19 protein-coding genes and 1 tRNA gene are annotated in these 20971 nt (G+C 63.5%); 14 read left to right on the plus strand and 6 right to left on the minus strand.

All coding sequences use genetic code 11. The annotated features are described in order from the left end of the window. Positions 1-27 precede the first annotated feature (27 nt). Positions 28-567 carry a translation initiation factor IF-3 gene (infC, locus tag ABIC09_RS25980; protein WP_148749060.1) on the minus strand — a complete coding sequence of 180 codons (540 nt, stop codon included), beginning with the start codon at positions 565-567 and terminating at the stop codon, positions 28-30. Positions 568-819: 252 nt separating this feature from the next. On the opposite strand from infC, the gene ABIC09_RS25985 reads away from it, so the two are divergent. Then, a complete protein-coding gene (locus tag ABIC09_RS25985) occupies positions 820-1608 on the plus strand; it encodes an alpha/beta hydrolase (RefSeq protein WP_354111044.1) in 789 nt (262 codons plus the stop codon). 142 nt (positions 1609-1750) lie between these two features. Beyond that, positions 1751-2218 carry a nuclear transport factor 2 family protein gene (locus ABIC09_RS25990; RefSeq protein ID WP_354111045.1) on the plus strand — a complete coding sequence of 156 codons (468 nt, stop codon included), beginning with the start codon at positions 1751-1753 and terminating at the stop codon, positions 2216-2218. 256 nt (positions 2219-2474) lie between these two features. Here ABIC09_RS25990 and queG read toward each other — a convergent pair whose 3' ends face one another. Both queG and ABIC09_RS26000 read right to left on the minus strand, forming a co-directional pair. Beyond that, positions 2475-3680: a tRNA epoxyqueuosine(34) reductase QueG gene (gene queG / locus ABIC09_RS25995; RefSeq protein WP_354111046.1), complete on the minus strand. Its 1206-nt coding sequence runs from the start codon at positions 3678-3680 to the stop codon at positions 2475-2477. Further along, entirely contained in the window at positions 3629-4321 is a 693-nt protein-coding gene (locus ABIC09_RS26000) for a glutathione S-transferase family protein (protein WP_148749048.1), read from the minus strand. The genes queG and ABIC09_RS26000 overlap by 52 nt, the downstream gene beginning before the upstream one ends. 169 nt (positions 4322-4490) lie before the next feature. On the opposite strand from ABIC09_RS26000, the gene ABIC09_RS26005 reads away from it, so the two are divergent. The 3 genes from ABIC09_RS26005 to ABIC09_RS26015 all read left to right on the plus strand — a co-directional run bounded on the left by ABIC09_RS26005 (position 4491) and on the right by ABIC09_RS26015 (position 7464). After that, positions 4491-5297, plus strand: a complete 807-nt coding sequence (locus tag ABIC09_RS26005) for an undecaprenyl-diphosphate phosphatase (protein WP_148749047.1) — start codon at positions 4491-4493, stop codon at positions 5295-5297. 94 nt (positions 5298-5391) lie between these two features. Further along, positions 5392-6720: an FAD-binding oxidoreductase gene (locus tag ABIC09_RS26010; protein WP_354111102.1), complete on the plus strand. Its 1329-nt coding sequence runs from the start codon at positions 5392-5394 to the stop codon at positions 6718-6720. A 3-nt stretch (positions 6721-6723) separates the two neighbouring features. Next, positions 6724-7464: an SDR family oxidoreductase gene (locus ABIC09_RS26015; protein ID WP_354111047.1), complete on the plus strand. Its 741-nt coding sequence runs from the start codon at positions 6724-6726 to the stop codon at positions 7462-7464. 126 nt (positions 7465-7590) lie between these two features. Here the strand turns inward: ABIC09_RS26015 and ABIC09_RS26020 are convergent, their stop codons facing one another. Continuing rightward, positions 7591-8556 (minus strand): complex I NDUFA9 subunit family protein, encoded by a 966-nt coding sequence (locus ABIC09_RS26020; RefSeq protein ID WP_354111048.1) that lies wholly within the window; start codon positions 8554-8556, stop codon positions 7591-7593. A 152-nt stretch (positions 8557-8708) separates the two neighbouring features. On the opposite strand from ABIC09_RS26020, the gene ABIC09_RS26025 reads away from it, so the two are divergent. Together ABIC09_RS26025 and ABIC09_RS26030 are read left to right on the plus strand one after the other, a co-directional pair. Continuing rightward, positions 8709-8795: transfer RNA gene (locus tag ABIC09_RS26025), tRNA-Leu, on the plus strand. A 221-nt stretch (positions 8796-9016) separates the two neighbouring features. Further along, positions 9017-9226 (plus strand): addiction module protein, encoded by a 210-nt coding sequence (locus tag ABIC09_RS26030; protein ID WP_148749043.1) that lies wholly within the window; start codon positions 9017-9019, stop codon positions 9224-9226. Positions 9227-9821: 595 nt separating this feature from the next. Here ABIC09_RS26030 and ABIC09_RS26035 read toward each other — a convergent pair. Together ABIC09_RS26035 and ABIC09_RS26045 are read right to left on the minus strand one after the other, a co-directional pair. Continuing rightward, on the minus strand, positions 9822-10022 hold the full coding sequence (locus ABIC09_RS26035) for a hypothetical protein (RefSeq protein WP_148749042.1): 201 nt from the start codon (positions 10020-10022) through the stop codon (positions 9822-9824). 888 nt (positions 10023-10910) lie between these two features. Beyond that, complete coding sequence (locus ABIC09_RS26045; RefSeq protein WP_354111049.1) at positions 10911-12182, minus strand: MFS transporter; 1272 nt, start codon at positions 12180-12182, stop codon at positions 10911-10913. Between the two features lie 277 nt (positions 12183-12459). On the opposite strand from ABIC09_RS26045, the gene ABIC09_RS26050 reads away from it, so the two are divergent. The 7 genes from ABIC09_RS26050 (at position 12460) to rpoN (ending at position 20873) form a co-directional block, all read left to right on the plus strand. Next, a complete protein-coding gene (locus ABIC09_RS26050; protein WP_354111050.1) occupies positions 12460-13782 on the plus strand; it encodes a UbiA family prenyltransferase in 1323 nt (440 codons plus the stop codon). Beyond that, positions 13782-15509 (plus strand): hypothetical protein, encoded by a 1728-nt coding sequence (locus tag ABIC09_RS26055; protein WP_354111051.1) that lies wholly within the window; start codon positions 13782-13784, stop codon positions 15507-15509. Before ABIC09_RS26050 ends, ABIC09_RS26055 begins: the two co-directional genes overlap by 1 nt. A 153-nt stretch (positions 15510-15662) precedes the next feature. Next, positions 15663-16277, plus strand: coding sequence for a ribonuclease D (locus ABIC09_RS26060; protein WP_148749038.1), 615 nt, complete (start codon positions 15663-15665; stop codon positions 16275-16277). A gap of 184 nt (positions 16278-16461) precedes the next feature. Further along, on the plus strand, positions 16462-17187 hold the full coding sequence (lptC, locus tag ABIC09_RS26065) for an LPS export ABC transporter periplasmic protein LptC (protein ID WP_354085065.1): 726 nt from the start codon (positions 16462-16464) through the stop codon (positions 17185-17187). A 5-nt stretch (positions 17188-17192) separates the two neighbouring features. Then, complete coding sequence (locus tag ABIC09_RS26070; protein WP_354111052.1) at positions 17193-17924, plus strand: LptA/OstA family protein; 732 nt, start codon at positions 17193-17195, stop codon at positions 17922-17924. 215 nt (positions 17925-18139) lie between these two features. Then, the gene (gene lptB, locus ABIC09_RS26075; RefSeq protein WP_354111053.1) at positions 18140-19153 is read left to right on the plus strand and encodes an LPS export ABC transporter ATP-binding protein; all 1014 of its coding nucleotides are present in this window, start codon (positions 18140-18142) and stop codon (positions 19151-19153) included. A 91-nt stretch (positions 19154-19244) separates the two neighbouring features. Then, positions 19245-20873 carry an RNA polymerase factor sigma-54 gene (rpoN, locus tag ABIC09_RS26080; RefSeq protein ID WP_354111054.1) on the plus strand — a complete coding sequence of 543 codons (1629 nt, stop codon included), beginning with the start codon at positions 19245-19247 and terminating at the stop codon, positions 20871-20873. Positions 20874-20971 lie beyond the last annotated feature (98 nt).

Consider the following 20971-nt stretch of genomic DNA (forward strand, 5'->3'; position numbering starts at 1 on the left):
TGAACTTTCAGTCCTGAAGAGCCGGCGTCAGCGCGGCGCCAGGACCATGACGACCTGACGGCCCTCGAATCGGGCATCCTGCTCGACCTTGGCGAGCTCGGCGACGTCGGTCTTGATCTTGTCCAGCAGCTTGGTGCCGATCTCCTGGTGCGCCATTTCGCGGCCGCGATAGCGCAAGGTGATCTTGACCTTGTCGCCCTCCTCGAAGAACCGCAGCATCGCGCGCATCTTCACGTCATAGTCGTGATCGTCGATCATCGGGCGGAGCTTGATCTCCTTGATCTCGACGGTCTTCTGACGCTTGCGGGCTTCGGCGGCTTTCTTCTGGGCGGAATACTTATACTTCCCGTAGTCCATGATCTTGCAGACGGGAGGGCTGACATTTGGCGAGATCTCGACCAGATCCATGCCGGCTTCCTGGGCCAACTTGATGGCAAGCATCGTCTCGACGGTGCCTTTGTTGTCACCGGTCTGATCGATCAGCTGGATCTGCGCATTGCGAATATCATCATTGATGCGCGGCCCGTCTTTGGCGGCAGGGGCCGGGGCTCTATTGGGACGGCGAATGGGTGGTTCTCCAAAGTTGTGAAAGGAAGCGGCTATTTTGCAGGAAGATGCGTTTGCCGGCAAGCAAGTCGCTCCTGCGGAGAGCGAAAACCCTCAAATGCGAGGCATTTTGGTCACGCCCATCGGCACGGTGCTCGACATAGACACCTTGCACCCGTTCCGCAAGCGTCCCAAAGGGTCAATACCAATATAGGGTTGCTTCGCGGAAATGCGCCCGGACAGCTCAAACCCCACAGCCAGAGTAAACGTTCCATGACCCCAGCAATTCCCGATGCCGTGCTCAACTTTGTCGAATTGGGCGAGGGTCCGTCGGCGCGCCGGATCGCGGTGCGCAGCCGCGCCGGACAAGGGCCCGGTCTGGTCTGGCTCGGCGGCTTCAAGTCGGACATGCAGGGCGGCAAGGCGGTGGCGCTCGACGGCTGGGCCGGCGAGCATGGCCGTGCCGCGGTCCGGTTCGACTATTCCGGCCATGGCGAATCCAGCGGCGATTTCGCCGACGGGACCATCGGACGCTGGCTTGAGGACAGCGTCGCGGTGTTCGAGCGGTTCTGCACCGGTCCGCAAATCCTGATCGGTTCCTCCATGGGCGGCTGGATGGCGTTGCTGCTCGCGCGCGAGATCAGGAAGCGTTCGGGACAGGCATCACTCGCGGGCCTGGTGCTGATCGCGCCGGCGCCCGACTTCACGGAAGAGCTGATGTGGAAGAACTTTTCGCCCGAGGTGAGGAAAGAGATCGAGACCAAGGGTTTTTGGCTGCGGCCATCCGAATATGGCGACGGCACGCCCTATCCGATTACGCGGAACCTGATCGAGGAGGGGCGCAACCACCTCGTGCTCGGCAGCGCCATCGATCTCGGCTGCCCCGTCCGAATTCTGCAGGGAGCCCAGGATCCCGATGTGCCGTGGCAGCACGCGTTCGCGCTGACGCATCGCCTGCCGGCCGACGACGTCGTGCTCACCATGATCCAGGACGGCGATCACCGCCTGTCGCGCCCGCAAGACATCGCGCGCATTCTTGCCGCGGTGGCGGAGATCGGGTGACGTGGTGCCCAGAATTCGATGTCATCATCCGCGAAGGCGGATGATCCAGTATTCCAGAGGCCGTTGTGTTTGAGCCGAAAAGTCTCGGCGTACTGGATGCCCCGCCTTCGCGGGGCATGACGGAGGAGAGGGAGAAACCCCAATGACCACCACCGCCATGCTGCGCGCCTTCTGCGACGCGGTCGAACAGCACAACGGTCGCGCCTTTGCCGATCTGTTCACCGACGACGGCGTCTATCACGACGTGTTCTACGGCGCGTTCGCCGGCCGCGACAAGATCGCCGCGATGGTCGACGACTGGTTCTATCGCACGGCGACGGATTTCCGATGGGACATGCATGATCCCGTCAGCAATGGCACCACGCTCTATGCGCGCTACACCTTCAGCTACACATCGACCCTGCCGGAAGCGAACGGTTCGCGGGCGATGTTCGAAGGTGTTGCGATCATGACGCTGCGCGACGGCAAGATCGTATCCTATCACGAGGTCGCCAACACCGCGCCGGCGTTCGTCGATCTGAAGTTTGCACCGGAGCGGATTGCGAAGATCGTCGGCAAGCAGGGCGCGGAGCTGAAGTCGCGGCCGGAGATGAAGCGGCATCGGGCGTAGCTGTCGTTCCGGGGCGCGCCACTTGGCGCGAGCCCGGAATCCATTCCGCCACCATTCTTGCGGCCTGATGGATTCCGGGCTCGTGCTTCGCACGCCCCGGAATGACAGCGGGGTTACCAACAACCACTGTCATCGCCCGGCTTGACCGGGCGATCCAGTACTCCGAGAAGGCTGTGATTAAATCGAGAGGCCGCGGCGTACTGGATGCCCCGCCCCAGTGCGCAACTGCGCACAAGGCGGGGCATGACACCGAGTGTTAGGAAGCGGCCTGCCACTCTTGACGCACGCTTTCGTCGCGTTCGTTGGCAGTCGCATTCGTCTTCATCGTCGCAAACTCATCCCGCGACAGCAACTGCCGCAGCGCCCACACAGCGGCCCCGCGCACCAGCGCACTCTCGTCTCCGAGCAATCGCCGCGCCTCTTCTGCCAAGGCTGCATCGCCGGAGTTACCGATCGCAATCAGCACGTTGCGCAAGAAGCGATCGCGACCAATCCGCTTTACCGGCGACTTCGTGAACAGCGCGCGAAACGCGGTATCGTCGAGCCGTGAAAGTTCAGCAAGACCGGGCGCACGCAGCTCGTCGCGTGCGGAGAGCCTGGCTTCACGTCCCTCCTGCGCAAACTTGTTCCAGGGGCACGCTGCGAGGCAATCGTCGCAGCCATAAATGCGGTTGCCGATCGCTTTACGAAACTCGCGCGGAATCGGTCCCTTGTTCTCGATAGTGAGATAGGAGATGCAGCGCCGCGCATCGAGCTTGTAGGGCGCGGGAAACGCTGCGGTCGGGCAGATGTCGAGACAGGCGCGGCACGAGCCGCAATGATCGATCTCGGCGCCGTCGCGCGGCAGCTCTAGCGTGGTGTAGATCGCGCCGAGAAACAGCCACGAGCCGAATTCGCGCGAGACCAGATTGGTGTGCTTGCCCTGCCAGCCGAGATGGGCCGCTTGCGCGAGCGGCTTCTCCATCACCGCCGCGGTGTCGACGAACACCTTGACCTCGCAAGTCTTTACCTCACGAGTCTTCACCTCACAAGTCGCGGTTGCGACCAGCCAGCGCGCCAGCGCCTTCAGCCGCTTCTTGATGAGGTCGTGATAGTCGTCGCCCTGCGCATAGACCGAGATCGCCGCACGCGTGCGCTCTCGCAGGATCGCGAGCGGATCCTGGTCGGGGCCGTAATTGACGCCGAGCATGATCACGCTGCGCACATCAGCCCACAGCCCGCGTGGATCGACCCGGCGCTCCGGCTGGTTCGCGAGCCAGTCCATGTCGCCATGGCCGCCGGAGGCGATGAACTCGAGGAAATGTTTTCCAGCGTTCTCGATCGTGCCGGGCTCAGTGATGCCGATGCAGTCGAAGCCGAGCGCGCGCGCTTCGCGCGCCAGCGCCGCCTTCAGTTCAGTCGGATCGGCGTTCAGAAATCCAGGTCCACGTAGGTCCGCGACGCCGGCACGCCCGCCAACCATTCGCTCAGCAGCGGACGGAACGACGGGCGGGATTTCACCCGCGCGTACCACGCCTTTGCTGCGTCGTCCTCGCTCCATGGCACGTCGCCCAGATAGTCGATCGCCGAGAGATGCGCCGCGGCGGCGAAATCCGCGTAAGTGGGCCGGTCGCCGGCGAGGAAGTTACGCGTCTGCGCCAGCCAGCCGATATAGGCGAGATGGTAGCGCACATTGGCCTTCGCCGCGCGCATCACGTCGGGTGAGGGCGGGCCGCCGCCATTCTCCTCGCTCATGAAGCGCTTGTAGATGCGCTCGGTGACCAGCGGGTGGGAGACTTCCTCGAAAAACTTTTCGTTGAACCAGGCCATCAGCCGGCGCACCTCGACGCGCTCGGCGATCGTCTCCGGCATCAGGCGCTTGGGGCCCATCTCGGCGCCATAGGCCTCGTCGAGATACTCCGCGATGATGGCCGCGCCGGGGATCGGCGGCTGCTCGTCGTCGACCAGCACCGGCGTCGTGCCGGCCGCATTGAGCAGCAGAAATGCCTCGCGCCGTTCCCAGCTGCGCTCCTCGGCCAGCTTCAGTTCGAGCCCGTATTCGCCCGCGATCAGGCGGATGAAGCGCGAATGCGGACAGAACGGATGATGAAACAGCGTAAACATGAAGCCTTTGACTATTTGATGGTGCTTAAGAATCCATCAATGTTTGTGCGGCGCCACACTAGTCTTTCAAAACCGCGAAGCAAGGGTGCGATGCCGCATTTTGCGATTGCGGGAAAGGGGCGAATGGGCGAGAAGAGCCCCGCTTTTCCAGCGGAAATGGACCGTAAATATGTCAGATGCAATACGGGCAGTGATCCTCGGCATCATCGAGGGTGTGACCGAGTTCCTTCCTGTTTCCTCGACCGGGCACCTGCTGCTTGCGGAGCGCTTCTTCGGCCTTGGCGAGGGCGCCTTCTGGGATTCGTTTACGGTTTTGATCCAGCTCGGCGCAATCCTTGCGATCGTCGTGCTCTACTTCAAGAAATTGTGGGACGTCGCGATCGGCATGTTCACGGGTGATGCCTATGCGCGCCGCTTCGTGATCGGCGTGCTGGTGGCGTTCCTGCCTGCGGTGATCGTCGGTCTCATCGCCGGCAAATACATCAAGAGCATGCTGTTCAACCCCTGGGTCGTGTGCTTCTCGCTGATCGTTGGCGGCGCCATCCTGTTGTGGGTCGATCGGCTCGATCTCAAGGCGCGCGAGCATGACGCCACCAGGTTTCCGCTGCTGATGTATCTCTATATCGGCATCGCCCAGTGCGTTGCGATGATCCCGGGCGTGTCGCGCTCCGGTGCCAGCATCGTCGCCGCGATGTTTTTGGGTGCCGACAAGCGGGCGGCGGCGGAGTTCTCGTTCTTCCTCGCCATCCCCACCATGATCGGCGCGTTCGCCTACGATTTCTACAAGAACCGCTCCGAGATGACGATGGACCACATGGGCATCGTCGCGATCGGCTTCGTGGTGTCGTTCATCACCGCGGTCATCGTGGTGAAGGCGTTCCTCGGATACGTCACCCGCCACGGCTTCGTGGTGTTCGCCTGGTGGCGCGTCATCGTCGGCACACTCGGACTGATCGCACTGGCGCTCGGCCATTAACCTTTGACAATCTGCTGACAAGCCTCAACGCAATATCAGCTTTTGACCGGTAGGCAGTGTCCGGAGCGGGGTGGCCCGCAGGCGGAGCTGAATGATGACCCTCGTCAGCGGCTGGGGGCGCTTCCCGGTCGTCGATAGCGAAGTGCTGCGGCCGCGGTCGTTCGAGGCCGTGGGTGCGGCTGTCGCTGTGACCGGCTCCGTGGCCCGGGGCAATGGCCGCGCCTATGGCGATGCCGCGATCGGCGCCGTCAGGACGATCGGGATGACCACGTTCGACCGTGTCAGGTGGTTCGATCCGGCAACTGGCCGCATCCGGCTCGAAGCCGGCGTGCTGCTGTCCGACCTGATCGACACCTTTGGCCCGCGCGGCTTCCTGCCGTTCGTGGTGCCGGGCACGCGATTCGTGTCGGTCGGCGGCGCCATCGCGGCCGATGTGCATGGCAAGAACCATCATGGCGAGGGCGGCTTTGGCCGCTACGTCGACAGCATTCTGCTGCGCACAGGTGTGGGCGAGACGATCGAGATCTCGCGCGAGCAGAATTCCGATGCCTTCTTCGCGACCGTCGGCGGCATGGGCCTCACCGGAATCATCCTCGAAGCCACGATGCGGCTGCGCGCCGTCGAGACCGGCTGGATCCGCGAGCGCGTGATCTCTGCATCCGATCTCGACGCTGCGATGCGCGCGCTCGAGGCGAGCGAGTCCGCGACCTATTCGGTGGCATGGATCGATTGCGTGGCGCGAGGGCGCGATCTCGGCCGCTCGTTGATCTATCTCGGTGAGCACGCCCGCGCCGACGAGCTTACTGAGGCCGCCGATCGCTTTCCAATCGGGAAAAATCCCCACCTCGCCGTGCCCTTCGATCTGCCGTCGATGACGCTCAATCGCATCAGCATCCGCGCCTTCAACGAGCTCTACTACCGCATGGGCGCAAGGCGCGCTGGCGGCGACCACGTGGTCTCGCTCTATCCGTATTTCTTTCCGCTCGACAGCATCGCTGACTGGAATCGCATCTACGGACGGCGCGGCTTCCTCCAGCATCAATGCGTGATCCCGGAGCCTGGCGCGCGCGCCGTGCTCGGCGACATCCTCGATCGTGTCTCGAAGCGCGGCGATGCCTCGTTCCTCGCGGTGCTGAAGAAGCTCGGCCACGGCGATGGCCTGCTGTCGTTTCCGCTGCCCGGCTACACGCTGGCGCTGGATTTTCCGGTGAAGGGCGACATCCTGAACTTCCTCGACGAGATCGACCGTCTCGTCGTCGCCGCCGGCGGGCGGCTTTATCTCGCCAAGGATGCGCGGCAGTCGCGCGCGACTTTCGAGGCCGGCTATCCCGCGCTGTCGCGCTTCAACGCGATCCGCAGATCGCTCGATCCCGCCGGAAACATCCGCTCCAGACTTTCACAACGCCTGTTCGATGAGGTTTAAGCCGTGACATCACGCAAGACCGTTCTGGTGCTCGGTGCCTCCTCCGATATCGGCCGCGCCGCGGCACGCGCCTTTGCCAAGGCGGGATACGATGTCGGCCTCGCCGGCCGCGATGTCGCCGCGCTGGAGCCCGACGCGGCGGATCTGCGCGCGCGCTACAGCATCGAAGCGAGCACGTGGAGATTCGACGTGCTCGACACGGGATCATTCGATGGCTTTGTCGCCGGTCTTCCCGTGTTGCCGGACGTTGTCGTCTCGATCGTCGGCCTCCTCGGCGTCCAGCAAAATGCCGAGAGCGATCTCGCGCACGCCACCACGATCATGCGCTCGAACTACGAGGGACCGTCGCTGATCCTCGGCCTGTTCGCCGAAAAATTCTTAGGCCGCGGCAATGGCACGATTGTCGGCGTGTCGTCGGTGGCAGGCGATCGCGGCCGCGCCTCGAACTATGTCTATGGCTCGGCGAAAGCCGGCTTCTCGGCTTTCCTGTCGGGCTTGCGCGCCCGAGCCAGCCGCGGCGGCGTGCACGTCGTCACGGTGAAACCCGGTTTCGTCCGCACCAAAATGACCGAAGGCATGAAGCTGATCGGTCCGCTCACCGTCGATGCGCCTGTCGTCGGCGATGCGATCCTGGGCGCGGTCGAGAAGAAGACCGATGTCGTCTATGTCAGCGGCAAATGGCGTCTCGTGATGCTCATCATCAAGACGCTGCCGGAGGCGGTGTTCAAGAAATTGAAGTTCTGATGTTGCTGCAGCTCGCGCGACAAGCTCGTCATGCCCGGCCTTGTGCCGGGCATCCACGTTCTTAGCATCCGCGTTAAGAAAGACGTGGATGGCCGGGTCAAGCCCGGCCATGACGGCGCGGAAGCCTCACACGCTCTTACGCTGGAATTGGCCGGCGGCGCGAAAGCGCCAGAGATATTGCGGGGCGATCGCTTCCAGCGAATCGGGGGTGATGCCGAGGCCTTCCAGCGTCAGGCCGGCAGCCTTGGCCGCATCCGACACGACATTGTCGCGCTCGAGCAGCGTGACCTGGTCCGGCGTCAGCTTGAACGCACCCGGCGCAAATTGCAGGAAGTTGGCCTGGAAGCGGGCGAGGCCGAACGACAGCGGCACCAGCATCGGCTTGCGATCGGCAATGGCCACGATGGCCTCGATGATCTCGCGCATGGTCAGCACCTCCGGCCCGCCGAGCTCGTAGGTCGCGCCTGCCTTGGCCTTGCCGTCGACGGCGTCGGCGATGGCGGTTGCGACGTCGCCGACATAGACCGGCTGCATCCGGGTGCTTCCGCCGATCAGCGGCAGCACCGGCGACATCCGCGCCAGCGCCGCGAAGCGGTTGGTGAACTGGTCCTCGGGCCCGAACATCACGGAGGGACGGAAGATCGTGGCCGCCGGCACCGCAGCCGTCACCGCGGCCTCGCCGGCCGCCTTGGCCTTGGCATAGCGCGAGGGCGATTCGGCATCGGCGCCGATCGCCGAGACGTGGATCAGCCTTGCGCCGACGGCGGCCGCCGCCTTGGCGACGGTCTCGGCGCCCCTGGCCTGGACGGCGTCAAAGGTCTGCCCGCCGCCCTCAGTGAGGACGCCGACCAGATTGATCACGACATCCGAATCACGCACCGCCGCCTCGACCGAGGCCGGATAGCGCAGATTGGCCTGGATGGTGTGGACCTGGCCGACCTTGCCCGAGGGCTGGAGGTATCCGGCCAGTTCCGGCCGCCGCACCGCGACCCGGATCCGGTAATCCCGCTTGCACAGCGCGCGGACGACATTCCGGCCCAAAAACCCCGATCCGCCGAAAACCGTGACGAGAGTTTCCAGATTCGATGCCATGAGATCTATTCCCGGGGTCCATTCCTGCGGAAGAGCAGAGTGTTGTCAGGCTTGTATCGGCCCGGTTTGCAATGCGCAATCGGCAAGCCGAACCATGAATTGACAACAGCGTCACTGAACCGTAGTAACCGCCTCCGTGCCCCAAACGGCATGCCCAGGTGGTGGAATTGGTAGACGCGCTGGCTTCAGGTGCCAGTGGCTTAACGGCCGTGAAGGTTCGAGTCCTTTCCTGGGCACCAGCTTTTTTCTTTGGATGCCCCTCAAGGCGCAGCCCGAGGCTTGGTAGGCCGCTCACCCGTCGTGGGTGGTGGCGGTAGCTCGATACGCAATATTGTTGCGGAATAGTCCCAAAATCATCGGAGCCCGCTCTTTCCGTTCATCGCGGCGATAACGATATTGGTCTCGACGGTTCCGTGCGAATTGTGATTTCGTTGGCAAAAGGGCCAAAGGATTCGGGACTATGGCAACGCTCGACATCAGCCGATTAACGCCCAAGGAACGGCTCGACCTCATCGGCGAGCTTTGGGACAGCCTCTCCGCTGCCGACGTGACGTTGACCCCGGCACAGGTGGCCGAACTCGACCGTCGGCTTGCGACGTTTGACGCGGATCGTCGCGAATCGATCCCCTGGGAGGATATCGACACCGAGCTTGACCGCCGGTCCCGATAAGTGGCCAGGATTCTTTTTACGCTTGCGGCGAGGGCGAACCTCGCCGAGGCCGTCCGTTGGTATGACACCCCTCAAGAACACACGTCGCGCGTTGCTACGCCGCCTCCCTTACATTTTCTTATTTCGTGAAACGCACGATGCGGTCTATGTCGTTGCGGTGTTTCACACGAGTCGCGATCCCTTGGTCTGGAAGCAGCGCTCGTAGCATCGCCAAGCGTTCAAGAATTTGGTCCCAGCGGAATTGCTTTGCTTTTCGATTGAACGTTTAGAGCGAGCGCTTGCGGCAGCTGGGTTCAAGCCTCATCGAAACCTCGCTTTCATCGGCCGATCTTCTTGATGCATGTGGGTTCGCTGCTGGGGTGAGGGATGCAATCCCAGTCGGGTCCAAAGCCCGCACCAGCGTTCCGCTGTGGTAAGAAAGGGTAGTAAATTACAACCGCAGCAAACATGGTGACAACAATAATTGCTGACACCAGCATCCACACGATGCCTGCGCGATCGGGATTCCACTGGAGCCGCCGAATCAATCGATGCTTCCTTGGATTGGGTTGTTTCACGGTGGTGTCATCGATGCGGCATCAGCCGTGACAGCGGTTTAAGTCTCATCGAACTCGTCGCCTCCGGTGACAGAGAGATCCAGCCCGTCATCGACCGCGTCAACAAACAGGCGTGTCCCGTCATTGAACTCAATCCCGATCTCTTTTGGCCGGTGACGCCACACCACGTTTACGACTTTCCCTCGAAGTAACTCCGTTAGTCTCGCCGCTTCGTCATCTAAATTGGCATTGCGGGTCATGGAGAGCGATCCTCTCGACAGGTTGACCCGGTCACGACTGTGGGTCCGTGAAACATTCGATCGCAAGGGCCAGCTCAAGGTCGACCAGCTTCGCCAGAGTGGCTACGGGTAGCTCGTCACCCAAGTATCCGTCGCCAAAAAACTGAATGATTACCTGCGCTGTGCCGCCCGTCGATTTGAGGTCGGCGAAAAACGTCTTGTGAGGCTCAAGTCTATCGACAAATCTCGTCACCTCTGCGGCATACCATTGATCCACGAGACTGCACCGGACGCAGTGTCTCCATCGCGTATCGTGGTAATTTCCCTGGAGGAGAGTGCCCTTCGGGGTCTTCCTGGGCTCTCCAACACGATGACCAAAGTGCGCGTCCAACCCAAGCGCGGTGCTAATGTCTGTGGGCTCCAACGTTGGGTGCACAATAAATAGCTCAATATCGATCCGTCGCGGCATACCCCCTTCTGCGGCCTTAGCTTCAAACTGTTCCGTCACATCGTACTCCTGGCGCGGCTCGAACCGGCTTGAAAACGGTACACAACGCCGGTTCCTACCGGACGGCTGAAAATCCCAGCAAATTCGGGCTTTCTCGATGGTCGCAATCCGGTCCTTTCCTGGGCACCACTTTAAGTCGGTGCGACCGTTATTCGGCAGCGCCACCTCGTAGAAAATCTAGTCTTTTGGTCCCGTTTACGGATCACGTCTGGTCGACGTTACCGGCAAATTTCGCCTCTAGTCGGTCAAAATTCTCAGAACTCGGCTTTACCCGACCCGTCTTCGCGTCGTCGAGCCCGCGCGCGATCGCGGCGTCTAGCGCAACCAGCCTTGTGGGCAAGGTTTTCAAGGGCGTCGCCCGAGTTCGCTCGTATCGCCATGCTGCTTCACCTCCAGCGCCCTCACACCACACTCCGCCCCGCCCTTTCCGTCACCGACTTCTGCACAAAATACATCGCGACCAGCGTGATGATCGTCGTGGTGACGACGACGTAGCCGATCCGCTCGAAATGGAGCAGCGAACCATCAGGTTGTTGCGAGATGATCGCAGCCGCAAGCACCGAGCCGAGCCCGCCGGAAAGCTGCTGGAGCGAGGCGCTGACTGCGCTGAACGAGCCGCGTTGGCTCTGATCGGGGATCGCCGATATCAGCGCCTGCGACGGGATCATGCGCGAGAAGATGCCGACGAACAGCAGCACGTTGACGATGATCGCGGTCACCAGCGAGACGTGGCCGAGATGGGTGTAGATCAGCACCATGACGACGGTCATCGCGCAGCCGAACACGAAGGTCGGATATTTGCCGAAGGCGTCGCTGGCGCGGCCGACCAGCGGTCCTGTGACGATGCTGAACAGGCCGGAGACCAGATAGATCGTCGGCAGATGCACGATGTCGATGCCGATATTGTTCACGGTGAAGGCGCTGGAATACGGCATCAGCATGTAGCCGCCGGTCGCCAGCAATGTCGTGACCGCGAAGGCCAGCGTGTAGCGCGGCTCGCCGATGGTCGCGACCAGATGGTGGAACGGGTTCTTGTCCTGCTTCAGCTTCAGATGCGCGTCGACCGGCTCCATGGCGAAGGCGATGACGGCGATCGCCAGGATCGACAGGGCGATGATCGCAAAGAAGCAGACATGCCAGCTCCAGTGACTGGCGAGAAACAGTCCGGCCGGAACGCCCAGCACCTGGCTCGCGGCGAACGCCGTCTGCACGAATCCCATCACGCGGCCGCGCAAATGCAGCGGAAACAGATCGGTCACGATGGCCAGCACGATCGAGCCGATCACGCCGCCAAACAATCCGGTCACGATCCGGCCGAGCAGCAGCACGTGGTAGGTCTGCGCCAGCGCGCAGAGCAGCGTTCCGAGCGTGAAGCCGACATAGAAGAACAGCAGCAGCCGCTTGCGATCGAAACGGTCGGCAAAGCCGGCGGCGAGGATGCCGGAGAGTCCGGCGCTGAACGCATAGGCCGACACCGCGACGCCGAATTGCCCAGCGGTGATGTCGAGCGAGGGCATCAGGATGGCGCCGAGCGGCGACATGATGATGAAATCGAGGATGATCGTGAACTGGGCGAACGCGAGCAATGCCACGAGGAGTGACTGGTAGCGCGAAAAGCCGCGCTGGCGTTGCTGTTGATCGTCGATCGGCGCGGCGAGCGTCTGGTCTGTCATGGCACCTGATGCATGTGAGAAGCTGGGCTCAGATAGGGTGGGCGAGCGCGATTTCCACGGGCGCGGGCCTCAAGTTCCGCTGGTATATCGCGCGCACGCCGGATTGTGGGATCCCGGCAACACAGCCTGGCGGCGGACCCTCTCGGCCGCCGTTCGGCCGGTCGAATTAAGCCGCCCTTAGCGAATGCTCCCTAGGCTCGCGGCCGTCCATTTTCCTGCTCCCCGGCCTCCCCAGCCCTTGGGCCGGCCGTGTCGCGGTCAGTCAGAGCGTTTTCGGATGGAGCAGCCCGTCAGGCAGCATGATCGGAGTGAGGCCGCGCCGGCAGCGCCCGCGTCCGGGCGCACCCTCGTCATCGATCTCGAGGGCGCCCTGTTGCGCTCGGAGCTGCTGATGGAGGCGCTGTTCTCGAGTCCCGCGCGCATGCTGGCCCGCTTCGGTGCGGGGGGGCGCGCCGGCATGGCGGCGCTCACGGATATTCTGGCGCGCGCCGAGCTCGACTACGCCCAGCTTCCCTATGATGCCGACGTGCTGAACCAGGCGCTGGCGGCGCGGGCGCGCGGCGCCAAGATTTTCCTGGTCGCCGGCCGCTTCGCCAATCATGCCGCTTGCATCGCCGCCCATCTCGGTTTTGACGGCGTCATTACGGCGGCCGATCTTGCTGCGGGCGATCATCTGCCGTTCGATCGCGCCGCGATCGAGCGCATCGGGCATCGAAGCCGCGGCCGCGCGAGTCTGAATACCTGGGCGAAGGCGCTGCGGGTCTATCAATATGCCAAGAACACGCTGGTGTTCGTGCCTGTCATCACGGCGCATCAGCTGAACCTTGCCACGCTCGGCACCACGCTGCTGGCGTTCCTGGCGTTCTCGGCCTGTGCGTCGGGCGCCTATCTGATGAACGATCTGCTCGACCTCGCCGCCGACCGCGAGCATCCGACCAAGCGCCATCGCGCGCTCGCGGCGGGCGACTTGCCGATCTCCTCGGCGCTATCGGCGATCCCCGCGCTGTGGCTGTTTGCCTTCGCCGCCAGCCTCTGCATCTCCTTGACCTTCCTCGGCGTGCTCGCCGCCTACCTCGCCACCACCATCGCCTATTCGCTCGTGCTCAAGCGCAAGATGCTGGTCGATGTCGTCACGCTCGCCGGCCTCTACTCCTTGCGCATCGGCGCGGGCGCGGTCGCGGCCGGCGTCGTGCTGTCGGAGTGGCTGATGGTGTTCTCGCTGTTCGTGTTCACCTCGCTCGCGCTGATCAAGCGCTTCAGCGAGCTCAGCATGCGCCAGGGCGAAGGCCTCGCCGATCCCTCCAACCGCGACTACCGCATCAGCGATCTGCACATCATCGCCGCGATGGCGGCGGCGAGCGCCATGAATGCGGTGACGGTGTTCGCGCTCTACGTCTCGTCCTCCGCGGTGACGCCGCTCTACAGCCGTCCCTGGCTGCTGTGGCTGCTGGCGCCGCTGCTGCTGTACTGGTTCGGCCGCGCCCTGATGATCGCGCATCGCCGCGAGATGCCCGACGATCCCATCATCTACGCCTTCCGGGACGGCGCGAGCCGCACCACCGTGGCGGCGATGGTCTGCATCATGCTGGCGGCGATCTGATGAGCCTGGCGATATCGAGCCTGGGTACCGCGAGCCGGAAGGGCTTGCGGGCGCTCTCGCCTGCGATCGTGGATACGCTGGTGATTGCGGCGTTCGCGGCCGTGGTGTCCCTGCTGCGCACCGGCTTCGCCTTCGGCATCTGGAACAACCTGTTCCATCTTCCGATCGTCGCCGGGCTCGGCAACGAGCCGCAGTTTCACGATGACGCCTTCATCCAGTCCCTGCGCTATTTCGCCTCCGGCGTCTGGATCCTGCTGAACGACACCCAGAAGGACGTGGGGCAGACGGAAGTGCTGTTCTTCGTCCTGAATTATCTGTCGCGCCTGTTGTCTTTCGTCGGGTTCCTGTGCTGCGCCTCGCTGCTCGGCGTCGTCACGCGGCGCGACAAGATCGTCTTCAGCCTGATCCTGTGCGCGATCGCGTTCCTCGATGGTTACGGCCGGGCCGGCATGGGCGGACTGTTCGTGAACTATTTCACGCATTCCGAGATCGCCAACGGCACCGTCCTGCTCGCAATCTATTTCGCGGCGCTAGGATGGTTCACGTCGGCGGCCATTGCCTGCGGTGTCACGTTCTTCGTCAATGCCTTCGTTGCCGTCTGGCTGGCGCCGCTGCTGGTTCTCGTCGCGGTCACCTCGATGCTTCGAGGCGAGACGACGCTGCGGACCGTCTGCTGGCGGACCCTCGCCGGGCTCATGATCTCGCTCCCCATTGCCTATCCGGTCTTGCATGCCGTGCTCGGCAATCCAGAGTTCGGCAAGCCGCCCGGTTTCGACTATCCGGCCTATCTCCGTGAATATTATGCCGGCCATTCGCTGATCACGGCGGTCGATTTCGACAGCATCCTCGTGATGGTCGCGGTGATCGCCGCCGGCGCCGCCGCGTTTGCGTGGTTCGGCGCCGGGGCGCGCGCGTTGCGGGCGGCCTATCTCGGCGCGGTCCTGGTCTATGCGGTCGGTATCGTCATTCCATTCGTCTCCGGCGCAAATCTCGTTCTCAATCTTCAACTGCTGCGTTCGGGGACCCAGATCTATCTGTTGGCCGGACTTGCCATGGCGGCGCTCGCGACCAACTGGCTGAGCCGTGACCGTGCGATCGCCTTCCTCCCGGGGTGCCTGATGGTGCTTTGCCTTGGCATCAACGGCATCGCAATCGCGCTGGTCGTTCCACTGGTTGTGGGCGTGATCCTGGCCACGGGCGTGACGGACGACGCGCCCGCCTCGCATCGCCGGTTCGGCTATGCGGCGTTGGCGCTGGCGGGTCTGGTGCTATGGCCGCTTGCGGTCTGGCAGAACGTCGCCGTCAACCGCCTCTTCAACGATGCGGTCGGTGAGTGGCAGGACGTCGGCAATTGGGCGCGCGCTGCGACACGGACCGATGCGATCTTCCTGCCGCTGCCCCATCGCGCGGAAACCACGACGGCGCATCCCGGGGACCTCGCGCTCGCGCGGGTGACGATCTTCGAATTCGTGGCGCATCGCCGCATCTGGGTCGACCAAAAGCGCGGCGCCGCCGCGATGTGGACGCCGTCCTACTACCCAATCTGGCACGAGCGCATGACCGAGACGGAGGCGCTGGAGTCCCACGCCGCACGATTGGCCTATGCCGCGGGGCACGGCATCGATTACGTCGTCGATCGCTGCGAGACGTTGTCCTCGCAGCGTGACGTGGTGTTCCGGACCGGACGGCTCTGCATCTCGGCCGCCGAACGCGCGCCGGCCGGTTGAAATACGGCCCCGATGCTTGCGCCGACCGTGGCCAGCAGCTACATCGCGGCGCGCAAGGCTGCTGGCGGATGTTCGGTCCGGCCGGCCCTCGCCAGTTGCCGCTTCAGGCATTAATTTGATCTAGCGCCGATTCGATTGAGGGTTTGAAACGCCATGACCGTACGCCTGCATCGCGGCGACCTGCCTGACCTCACCCGCTACACCGGCGCGGTGGCGATCGACACCGAGACCATGGGGTTGAACCCGCACCGCGACCGGCTCTGCGTGGTCCAGCTCTCGCCCGGCGACGGCAGCGCCGACGTGGTGCAGATCCCCAAGGGTCACACCGACGCGCCGAACCTGAAGGCGCTGCTAGCCAATCCCGCCATCACGAAGATCTTCCATTTTGCGCGGTTCGACGTCGCGGTGCTGTACCAGAGCCTCGGTGTGATGACCGGGCCGATCTACTGCACCAAGATCGCCTCCCGCCTGACCCGTACCTATACCGACCGCCATGGCCTCAAGGACCTCGTGCGCGAGGTGCTCAATATCGACCTCTCCAAGCAGCAGCAATCCAGCGACTGGGGTTCCGACAGCCTGAGCGAGCCGCAGCTTGCCTACGCTGCCTCGGACGTGCTGCACCTGCACGCCCTGCGTGAGCGGCTCGACGCCATGCTGGTCCGGGAGGGCCGCACCGCGCTGGCCAAGGCCTGTTTCGACTTCCTGCCGACCCGCGCCCTGCTCGACCTCCAGGGCTGGGCGGAAGAGGACATTTTCGCGCACTCCTGAGCCGTTTAGCGGCACCCAGGCTGAGGCTGCCGCCCCGTTTCGGACACTTTCGTAACGGCCTGTCCAAAGCTGGTATGCCCAAGGCTGCCTATTCCAAAGGCTGCATATTCCTGAGGTCGCGGGTACAATGGGGCGCCCTCGATTGGAGCCTTCTGACCAGGCAAGCGATGCCCCCGGAGCAGCGGTGAACTCGGCCCAGTTTCCAACCTACGACGCCGCGCTTGCGGCGAAGTTTGCCCGCGCGGCGCGCCACAGCCGCCTGGTGCGGATTCTGCGCATCGCGGTGCCGGTGACCGTGGTTCTGGCCATGGCCTCGATCGTCGCGGTGTCGACCTTCCTCAACCCCTTCACCATGATCCCCGTGAAGGTCGATTCCGGAAACATGGTGGTGACCGGCACCAGGATCACGATGGAATCGCCGCATTTGTCCGGCTTCACACCGGACCAGCGGCCCTACGAGCTCTGGGCCAAGACCGCGACACAGGACATCACCGACCCCGACCACGTCGATCTCAATGACCTCAAGGCAAAGGTGCTGATGGAAGACCAGTCGACCCTGTTTCTTGATGCCCGCACCGGCCGCTTCGACAACAAGCAGCAGCAGCTCGATCTGCACAAGGACATCTTCCTGCGCACCTCGACCGGCTACGAGGCGCGGTTGAACTCGGCGTTCGTCGACATGAACAAGGGCACGGTCTCCTCCGATGACCATGTCGACGTCAAGCTGACCAACGGCACGCTGACCGCGGATAGACTGCGCATTACGGAGGGCGGCGACGTCATTCGCTTCGAAGGCAATGTCGTGATGCATCTGGACAAGATCAGCACGGATGACGCGGCGCCCGCGCCGGTCGAGCAGCCCGCGCCAGCGCCTGTGAAGTCCAAGAACAAATCTGCGAACTCAAAGTGATTTTCATGGCTGATTTTTTTCCGCGCAACGACAGCAGGCGTCGCGCCATCGTCGCAGCGATCGCGCTTGGCGGCGCTGCGCTGATTGCGGCCGGCGCAGCCCTCGCGCAAAGCACGATGCAAGGCGTGCCCAATGCGATGCAGGGCTTTTCGCAGAACCGCGATCAGCCGATCCAGATCGAGGCCGCCTCGCTCGAGATGCGCGACAAGAAGAAGGAAGCGACCTTCGCCGGCAATGTGAAGGTCGTGCAGGGCGACACCACCATGACCTCGAAGACGCTGGTGGTGTTCTACGAATCGAGCAGCGACAAGGCGGCCGCGCCGCAGGCTGCGCCGGCCCAATCCGCTTCTGCAAAAGGCCAGAAGGCGGCGCCGATGCAATCGGCGACACCGGGGCCGGGCGGCGCCTCCTCGATCAAGCGGCTGGAAGCGCGCGGCAGCGTCGTCGTCACCCAGAAGGACCAGGTGGTGACCGGCGAGACCGCGGTGTTCGACACCAAGACCAACCTCATCACCATGCTCGGCGGCGTGGTGCTGACGCAGTGCCAGAACGTGCTGCGCGGCGACCGCCTCATGGTCGACATGACCACCGGCGTCTCCCGGGTGGAATCCGACAGCGGCAAGGTGCAGGGCCTGTTCATCCAGTCTCAGGGCGGCGCGAACGGCAAATGCGGAACGCCGGTAGCCCCGGGCGCGGGCTCGCCCTTGCAGTTGCCAGGTTCAGGTAAACAAAAGTAAATTCAAGAGCTTGGCCCAGGTGCGGCCGATCCGAGGTTGAAGCTTGCCCGGCGAGGCTGTATCTAGCGCGCAGGGCTTTCTAAGCGGGGTCCGCCGCTTTTCGGGCGTGTTTCACTGGGCATGAGACATCCCTACACTCATGCTGCGTCGGCGAAGCAAGCGGCCGGCGCGGCAGACCGCGCGAGCACCGCGCAGGATCCGTAAAGAAGGCGGGGATGGTCGATCTATTCAGCATGTTCCGTCGGCGCCCCGCCAAGCGCGGCCGGCCAGGATTTGCCCGTCAGGACATTACCGCGCTCGGTGACAGCGTCGGCGGCCTGGTGGCGAGCCCGGTGCGGGACGCGCCGCCGATTGCCCGTGACCAGCCCATGCAGGCCTCGGACCCTTATGGCGTTGAGGCCCGGCCGCGGACGCGTCAGCCGGCCGCTCAACCGCCCAAAGCCAAATCCAGCGCCAGGCCCGCTGCAAAGTCCAACGGCACGGGCGGACCGCAACTCCTGAAGCGGCCGGGCTTCCTGGCTGTGCATAGCGTGGAAAAGAGTTTCGGCAGCCGCCAGGTCGTGCGCGGCGTCAGCATCTATGTGCGGCGCGGCGAAGCGGTCGGCCTGCTCGGTCCGAACGGCGCCGGCAAGACCACCGTGTTCTACATGATCACCGGGCTGATCAAGGCCGATCGCGGCGCGATCGAACTCGACGGCCACGACGTCACCAAGCTGCCGATGTATCAGCGCGCGCGGCTTGGCATCGGCTATCTGCCGCAGGAAGCCTCGATCTTCCGCGGTCTCACCGTCGAGCAGAACATCCGCGCCGTGCTCGAAGTGGTCGAGCCCTCGCGCAAGAAGCGCGAGCATCAGCTCGATTCCCTGCTCGACGAGTTCAACATCACGCGCCTGCGGAAATCGCCGTCGATCGCGCTGTCCGGCGGTGAGCGCCGCCGCGTCGAGATCGCGCGCGCGCTCGCAACGCGTCCGAACTACATGCTGCTCGACGAGCCCTTCGCCGGCATCGATCCGATTGCGGTCGGCGACATTCAGGACCTGGTTCGCCATCTCACCAATCGCGGCATCGGCGTGCTCATCACCGACCACAATGTGCGCGAGACGCTCGGCCTCACCGATCGCGCCTATATCGTCTATGCCGGTGAAATCCTGACGGAGGGGAGCCCGGACGAGATCGTCGCCGATCCGGATGTTCGTCGCCTTTACCTTGGCGAGGAGTTCCGCCTCTAGCCCTTTTTTCCATTTCGTCAAGGCGTGTACATCGGGCCAGGACTAAGATAAGCAAGAATTGGACCAATTTTTTGGGAACGGTTCTTGTTAAATGGCGCTTACGCAGAGATTAGAGTTCCGGCAATCGCAGTCGCTGGTCATGACGCCGCAGCTGATGCAGGCGATCAAGCTGCTGCAATTGTCCAATCTCGATCTCACCACCTTCGTGGAGGAGGAGCTCGAGCGTAATCCCCTGCTGGAGCGGGCCAATGACGAGGCCCCCGGCGGCGAAGCCCCGGCCGAGGCCGGCCAGTTCAGCGACAACGATGGCGATGATTCAGGCAGCCATGGTGCTGATGACGGTTTTGGCGGCAGCGGCAACGCCTTCGAGCCGGGCCAGGAAGAATGGATGAGCAAGGATCTCGGCACCCGCGCCGAGATCGAGCAGACCCTGGATACGGGCCTGGACAACGTCTTCTCGGAGGAGCCCGCCGAGGCGGCGGCGCGCAACGCCCAGGACGTCGCGCCGACCACCTACACGGAATGGGGCGGCGGCGCCTCCGGCGACGAGGACTACAATCTCGAAGCCTTCGTCGCGGCGGAAACCACGCTGGGCGACCATCTTGCCGAGCAGCTCTCGGTTGCCTTCACCGGTGCGGCGCAGCGCATGATCGGGCAGTATTTGATCGACCTCGTCGACGAGGCCGGCTATCTGCCGGGCGATCTCGGGCAAGCCGCCGAACGGCTTGGCGCGTCGCAAGCCGACGTCGACGGCGTTCTTGCCGTGCTGCAAAAATTCGATCCGCCCGGCGTCTGCGCGCGCAATTTGAGCGAATGCCTGGCGATCCAGCTCCGCGAGCTCGACCGCTACGATCCCGCGATGCAGGCGCTGGTCGAGCATCTCGATCTCCTTGCCAAGCGCGACATCGCAGGTCTGCGCAAGGTTTGCGGCGTCGACGACGAGGACATCGCCGACATGATCGGCGAAATTCGCCGCCTCAATCCCAAGCCCGGCATGAAGTTCGGCTCGGCGCGGCTGCAGACCATGGTGCCGGACGTCTATGTCCGCCCGGGTCCGGACGGCGGCTGGCATGTCGAGCTCAACAGCGACACCTTGCCGCGCGTGCTGGTGAACCAGACCTACTATTCCGAGCTGTCGAAGAAAAAAGGCAAGGACGGCGACAAGTCGTATTTCACCGACGCGCTGCAGAACGCGACCTGGCTGGTGCGCGCGCTCGACCAGCGCGCCCGCACCATCCTGAAAGTCGCGACCGAGATCGTGCGCCAGCAGGACGGCTTCTTCACGCACGGTGTCGCGCATCTGCGGCCGCTGAATCTGAAGGCCGTCGCCGACGCCATCCAGATGCATGAATCCACGGTGTCGCGCGTCACCGCCAACAAATACATGGCGACAAATCGCGGCACATTCGAGTTGAAATATTTCTTCACGGCGTCGATCGCCTCGGCCGACGGCGGCGAGGCGCATTCGGCCGAAGCCGTGCGTCACCACATCAAGCAGCTGATCGATTCGGAGCTACCGGCCGCGATCCTGTCGGATGATACCATCGTGGAACGCTTGCGCGCCTCGGGCATTGATATTGCCCGCCGCACGGTCGCGAAGTACCGCGAAGCCATGCGCATTCCGTCCTCGGTGCAACGCCGTCGTGACAAGCAGAGCGCTCTTGGTAACGTCCTTTCCACCGCAATGTCCGATCGCTCCCGCAACACCGAACCGGCCTGATTGCGCTGGCGCGAAATCGCGCTACTCTCATCCTCCCTGTCGCGATCGATCCAAGCACGCGCATGATCCGGAAAAGTGTCCGGCGGTTTTCCGGCCAG

Origin of the sequence: Bradyrhizobium sp. S3.12.5, assembly GCF_040548225.1 — a bacterium.
Taxonomy (GTDB): Bacteria; Pseudomonadota; Alphaproteobacteria; order Rhizobiales; family Xanthobacteraceae; genus Bradyrhizobium; species Bradyrhizobium cytisi.

Coding starts and splice junctions, on each gene's coding strand:
- lptB (WP_354111053.1), top strand. CDS start 18,140: ATGGTCGATCTATTCAGCATGTTCCGTCGGCGCCCCGCCAAGCGCGGC.
- ABIC09_RS25990 (WP_354111045.1), top strand. CDS start 1,751: ATGACCACCACCGCCATGCTGCGCGCCTTCTGCGACGCGGTCGAACAG.
- ABIC09_RS26005 (WP_148749047.1), top strand. CDS start 4,491: ATGTCAGATGCAATACGGGCAGTGATCCTCGGCATCATCGAGGGTGTG.
- ABIC09_RS26000 (WP_148749048.1), bottom strand. CDS start 4,321: ATGTTTACGCTGTTTCATCATCCGTTCTGTCCGCATTCGCGCTTCATC.
- ABIC09_RS26055 (WP_354111051.1), top strand. CDS start 13,782: ATGAGCCTGGCGATATCGAGCCTGGGTACCGCGAGCCGGAAGGGCTTG.
- rpoN (WP_354111054.1), top strand. CDS start 19,245: ATGGCGCTTACGCAGAGATTAGAGTTCCGGCAATCGCAGTCGCTGGTC.
- ABIC09_RS26050 (WP_354111050.1), top strand. CDS start 12,460: ATGGAGCAGCCCGTCAGGCAGCATGATCGGAGTGAGGCCGCGCCGGCA.
- queG (WP_354111046.1), bottom strand. CDS start 3,680: ATGGTTGGCGGGCGTGCCGGCGTCGCGGACCTACGTGGACCTGGATTT.
- ABIC09_RS26035 (WP_148749042.1), bottom strand. CDS start 10,022: ATGACCCGCAATGCCAATTTAGATGACGAAGCGGCGAGACTAACGGAG.
- ABIC09_RS25985 (WP_354111044.1), top strand. CDS start 820: ATGACCCCAGCAATTCCCGATGCCGTGCTCAACTTTGTCGAATTGGGC.
- ABIC09_RS26070 (WP_354111052.1), top strand. CDS start 17,193: ATGGCTGATTTTTTTCCGCGCAACGACAGCAGGCGTCGCGCCATCGTC.
- ABIC09_RS26010 (WP_354111102.1), top strand. CDS start 5,392: ATGACCCTCGTCAGCGGCTGGGGGCGCTTCCCGGTCGTCGATAGCGAA.
- ABIC09_RS26020 (WP_354111048.1), bottom strand. CDS start 8,556: ATGGCATCGAATCTGGAAACTCTCGTCACGGTTTTCGGCGGATCGGGG.
- ABIC09_RS26030 (WP_148749043.1), top strand. CDS start 9,017: ATGGCAACGCTCGACATCAGCCGATTAACGCCCAAGGAACGGCTCGAC.
- ABIC09_RS26060 (WP_148749038.1), top strand. CDS start 15,663: ATGACCGTACGCCTGCATCGCGGCGACCTGCCTGACCTCACCCGCTAC.
- ABIC09_RS26045 (WP_354111049.1), bottom strand. CDS start 12,182: ATGACAGACCAGACGCTCGCCGCGCCGATCGACGATCAACAGCAACGC.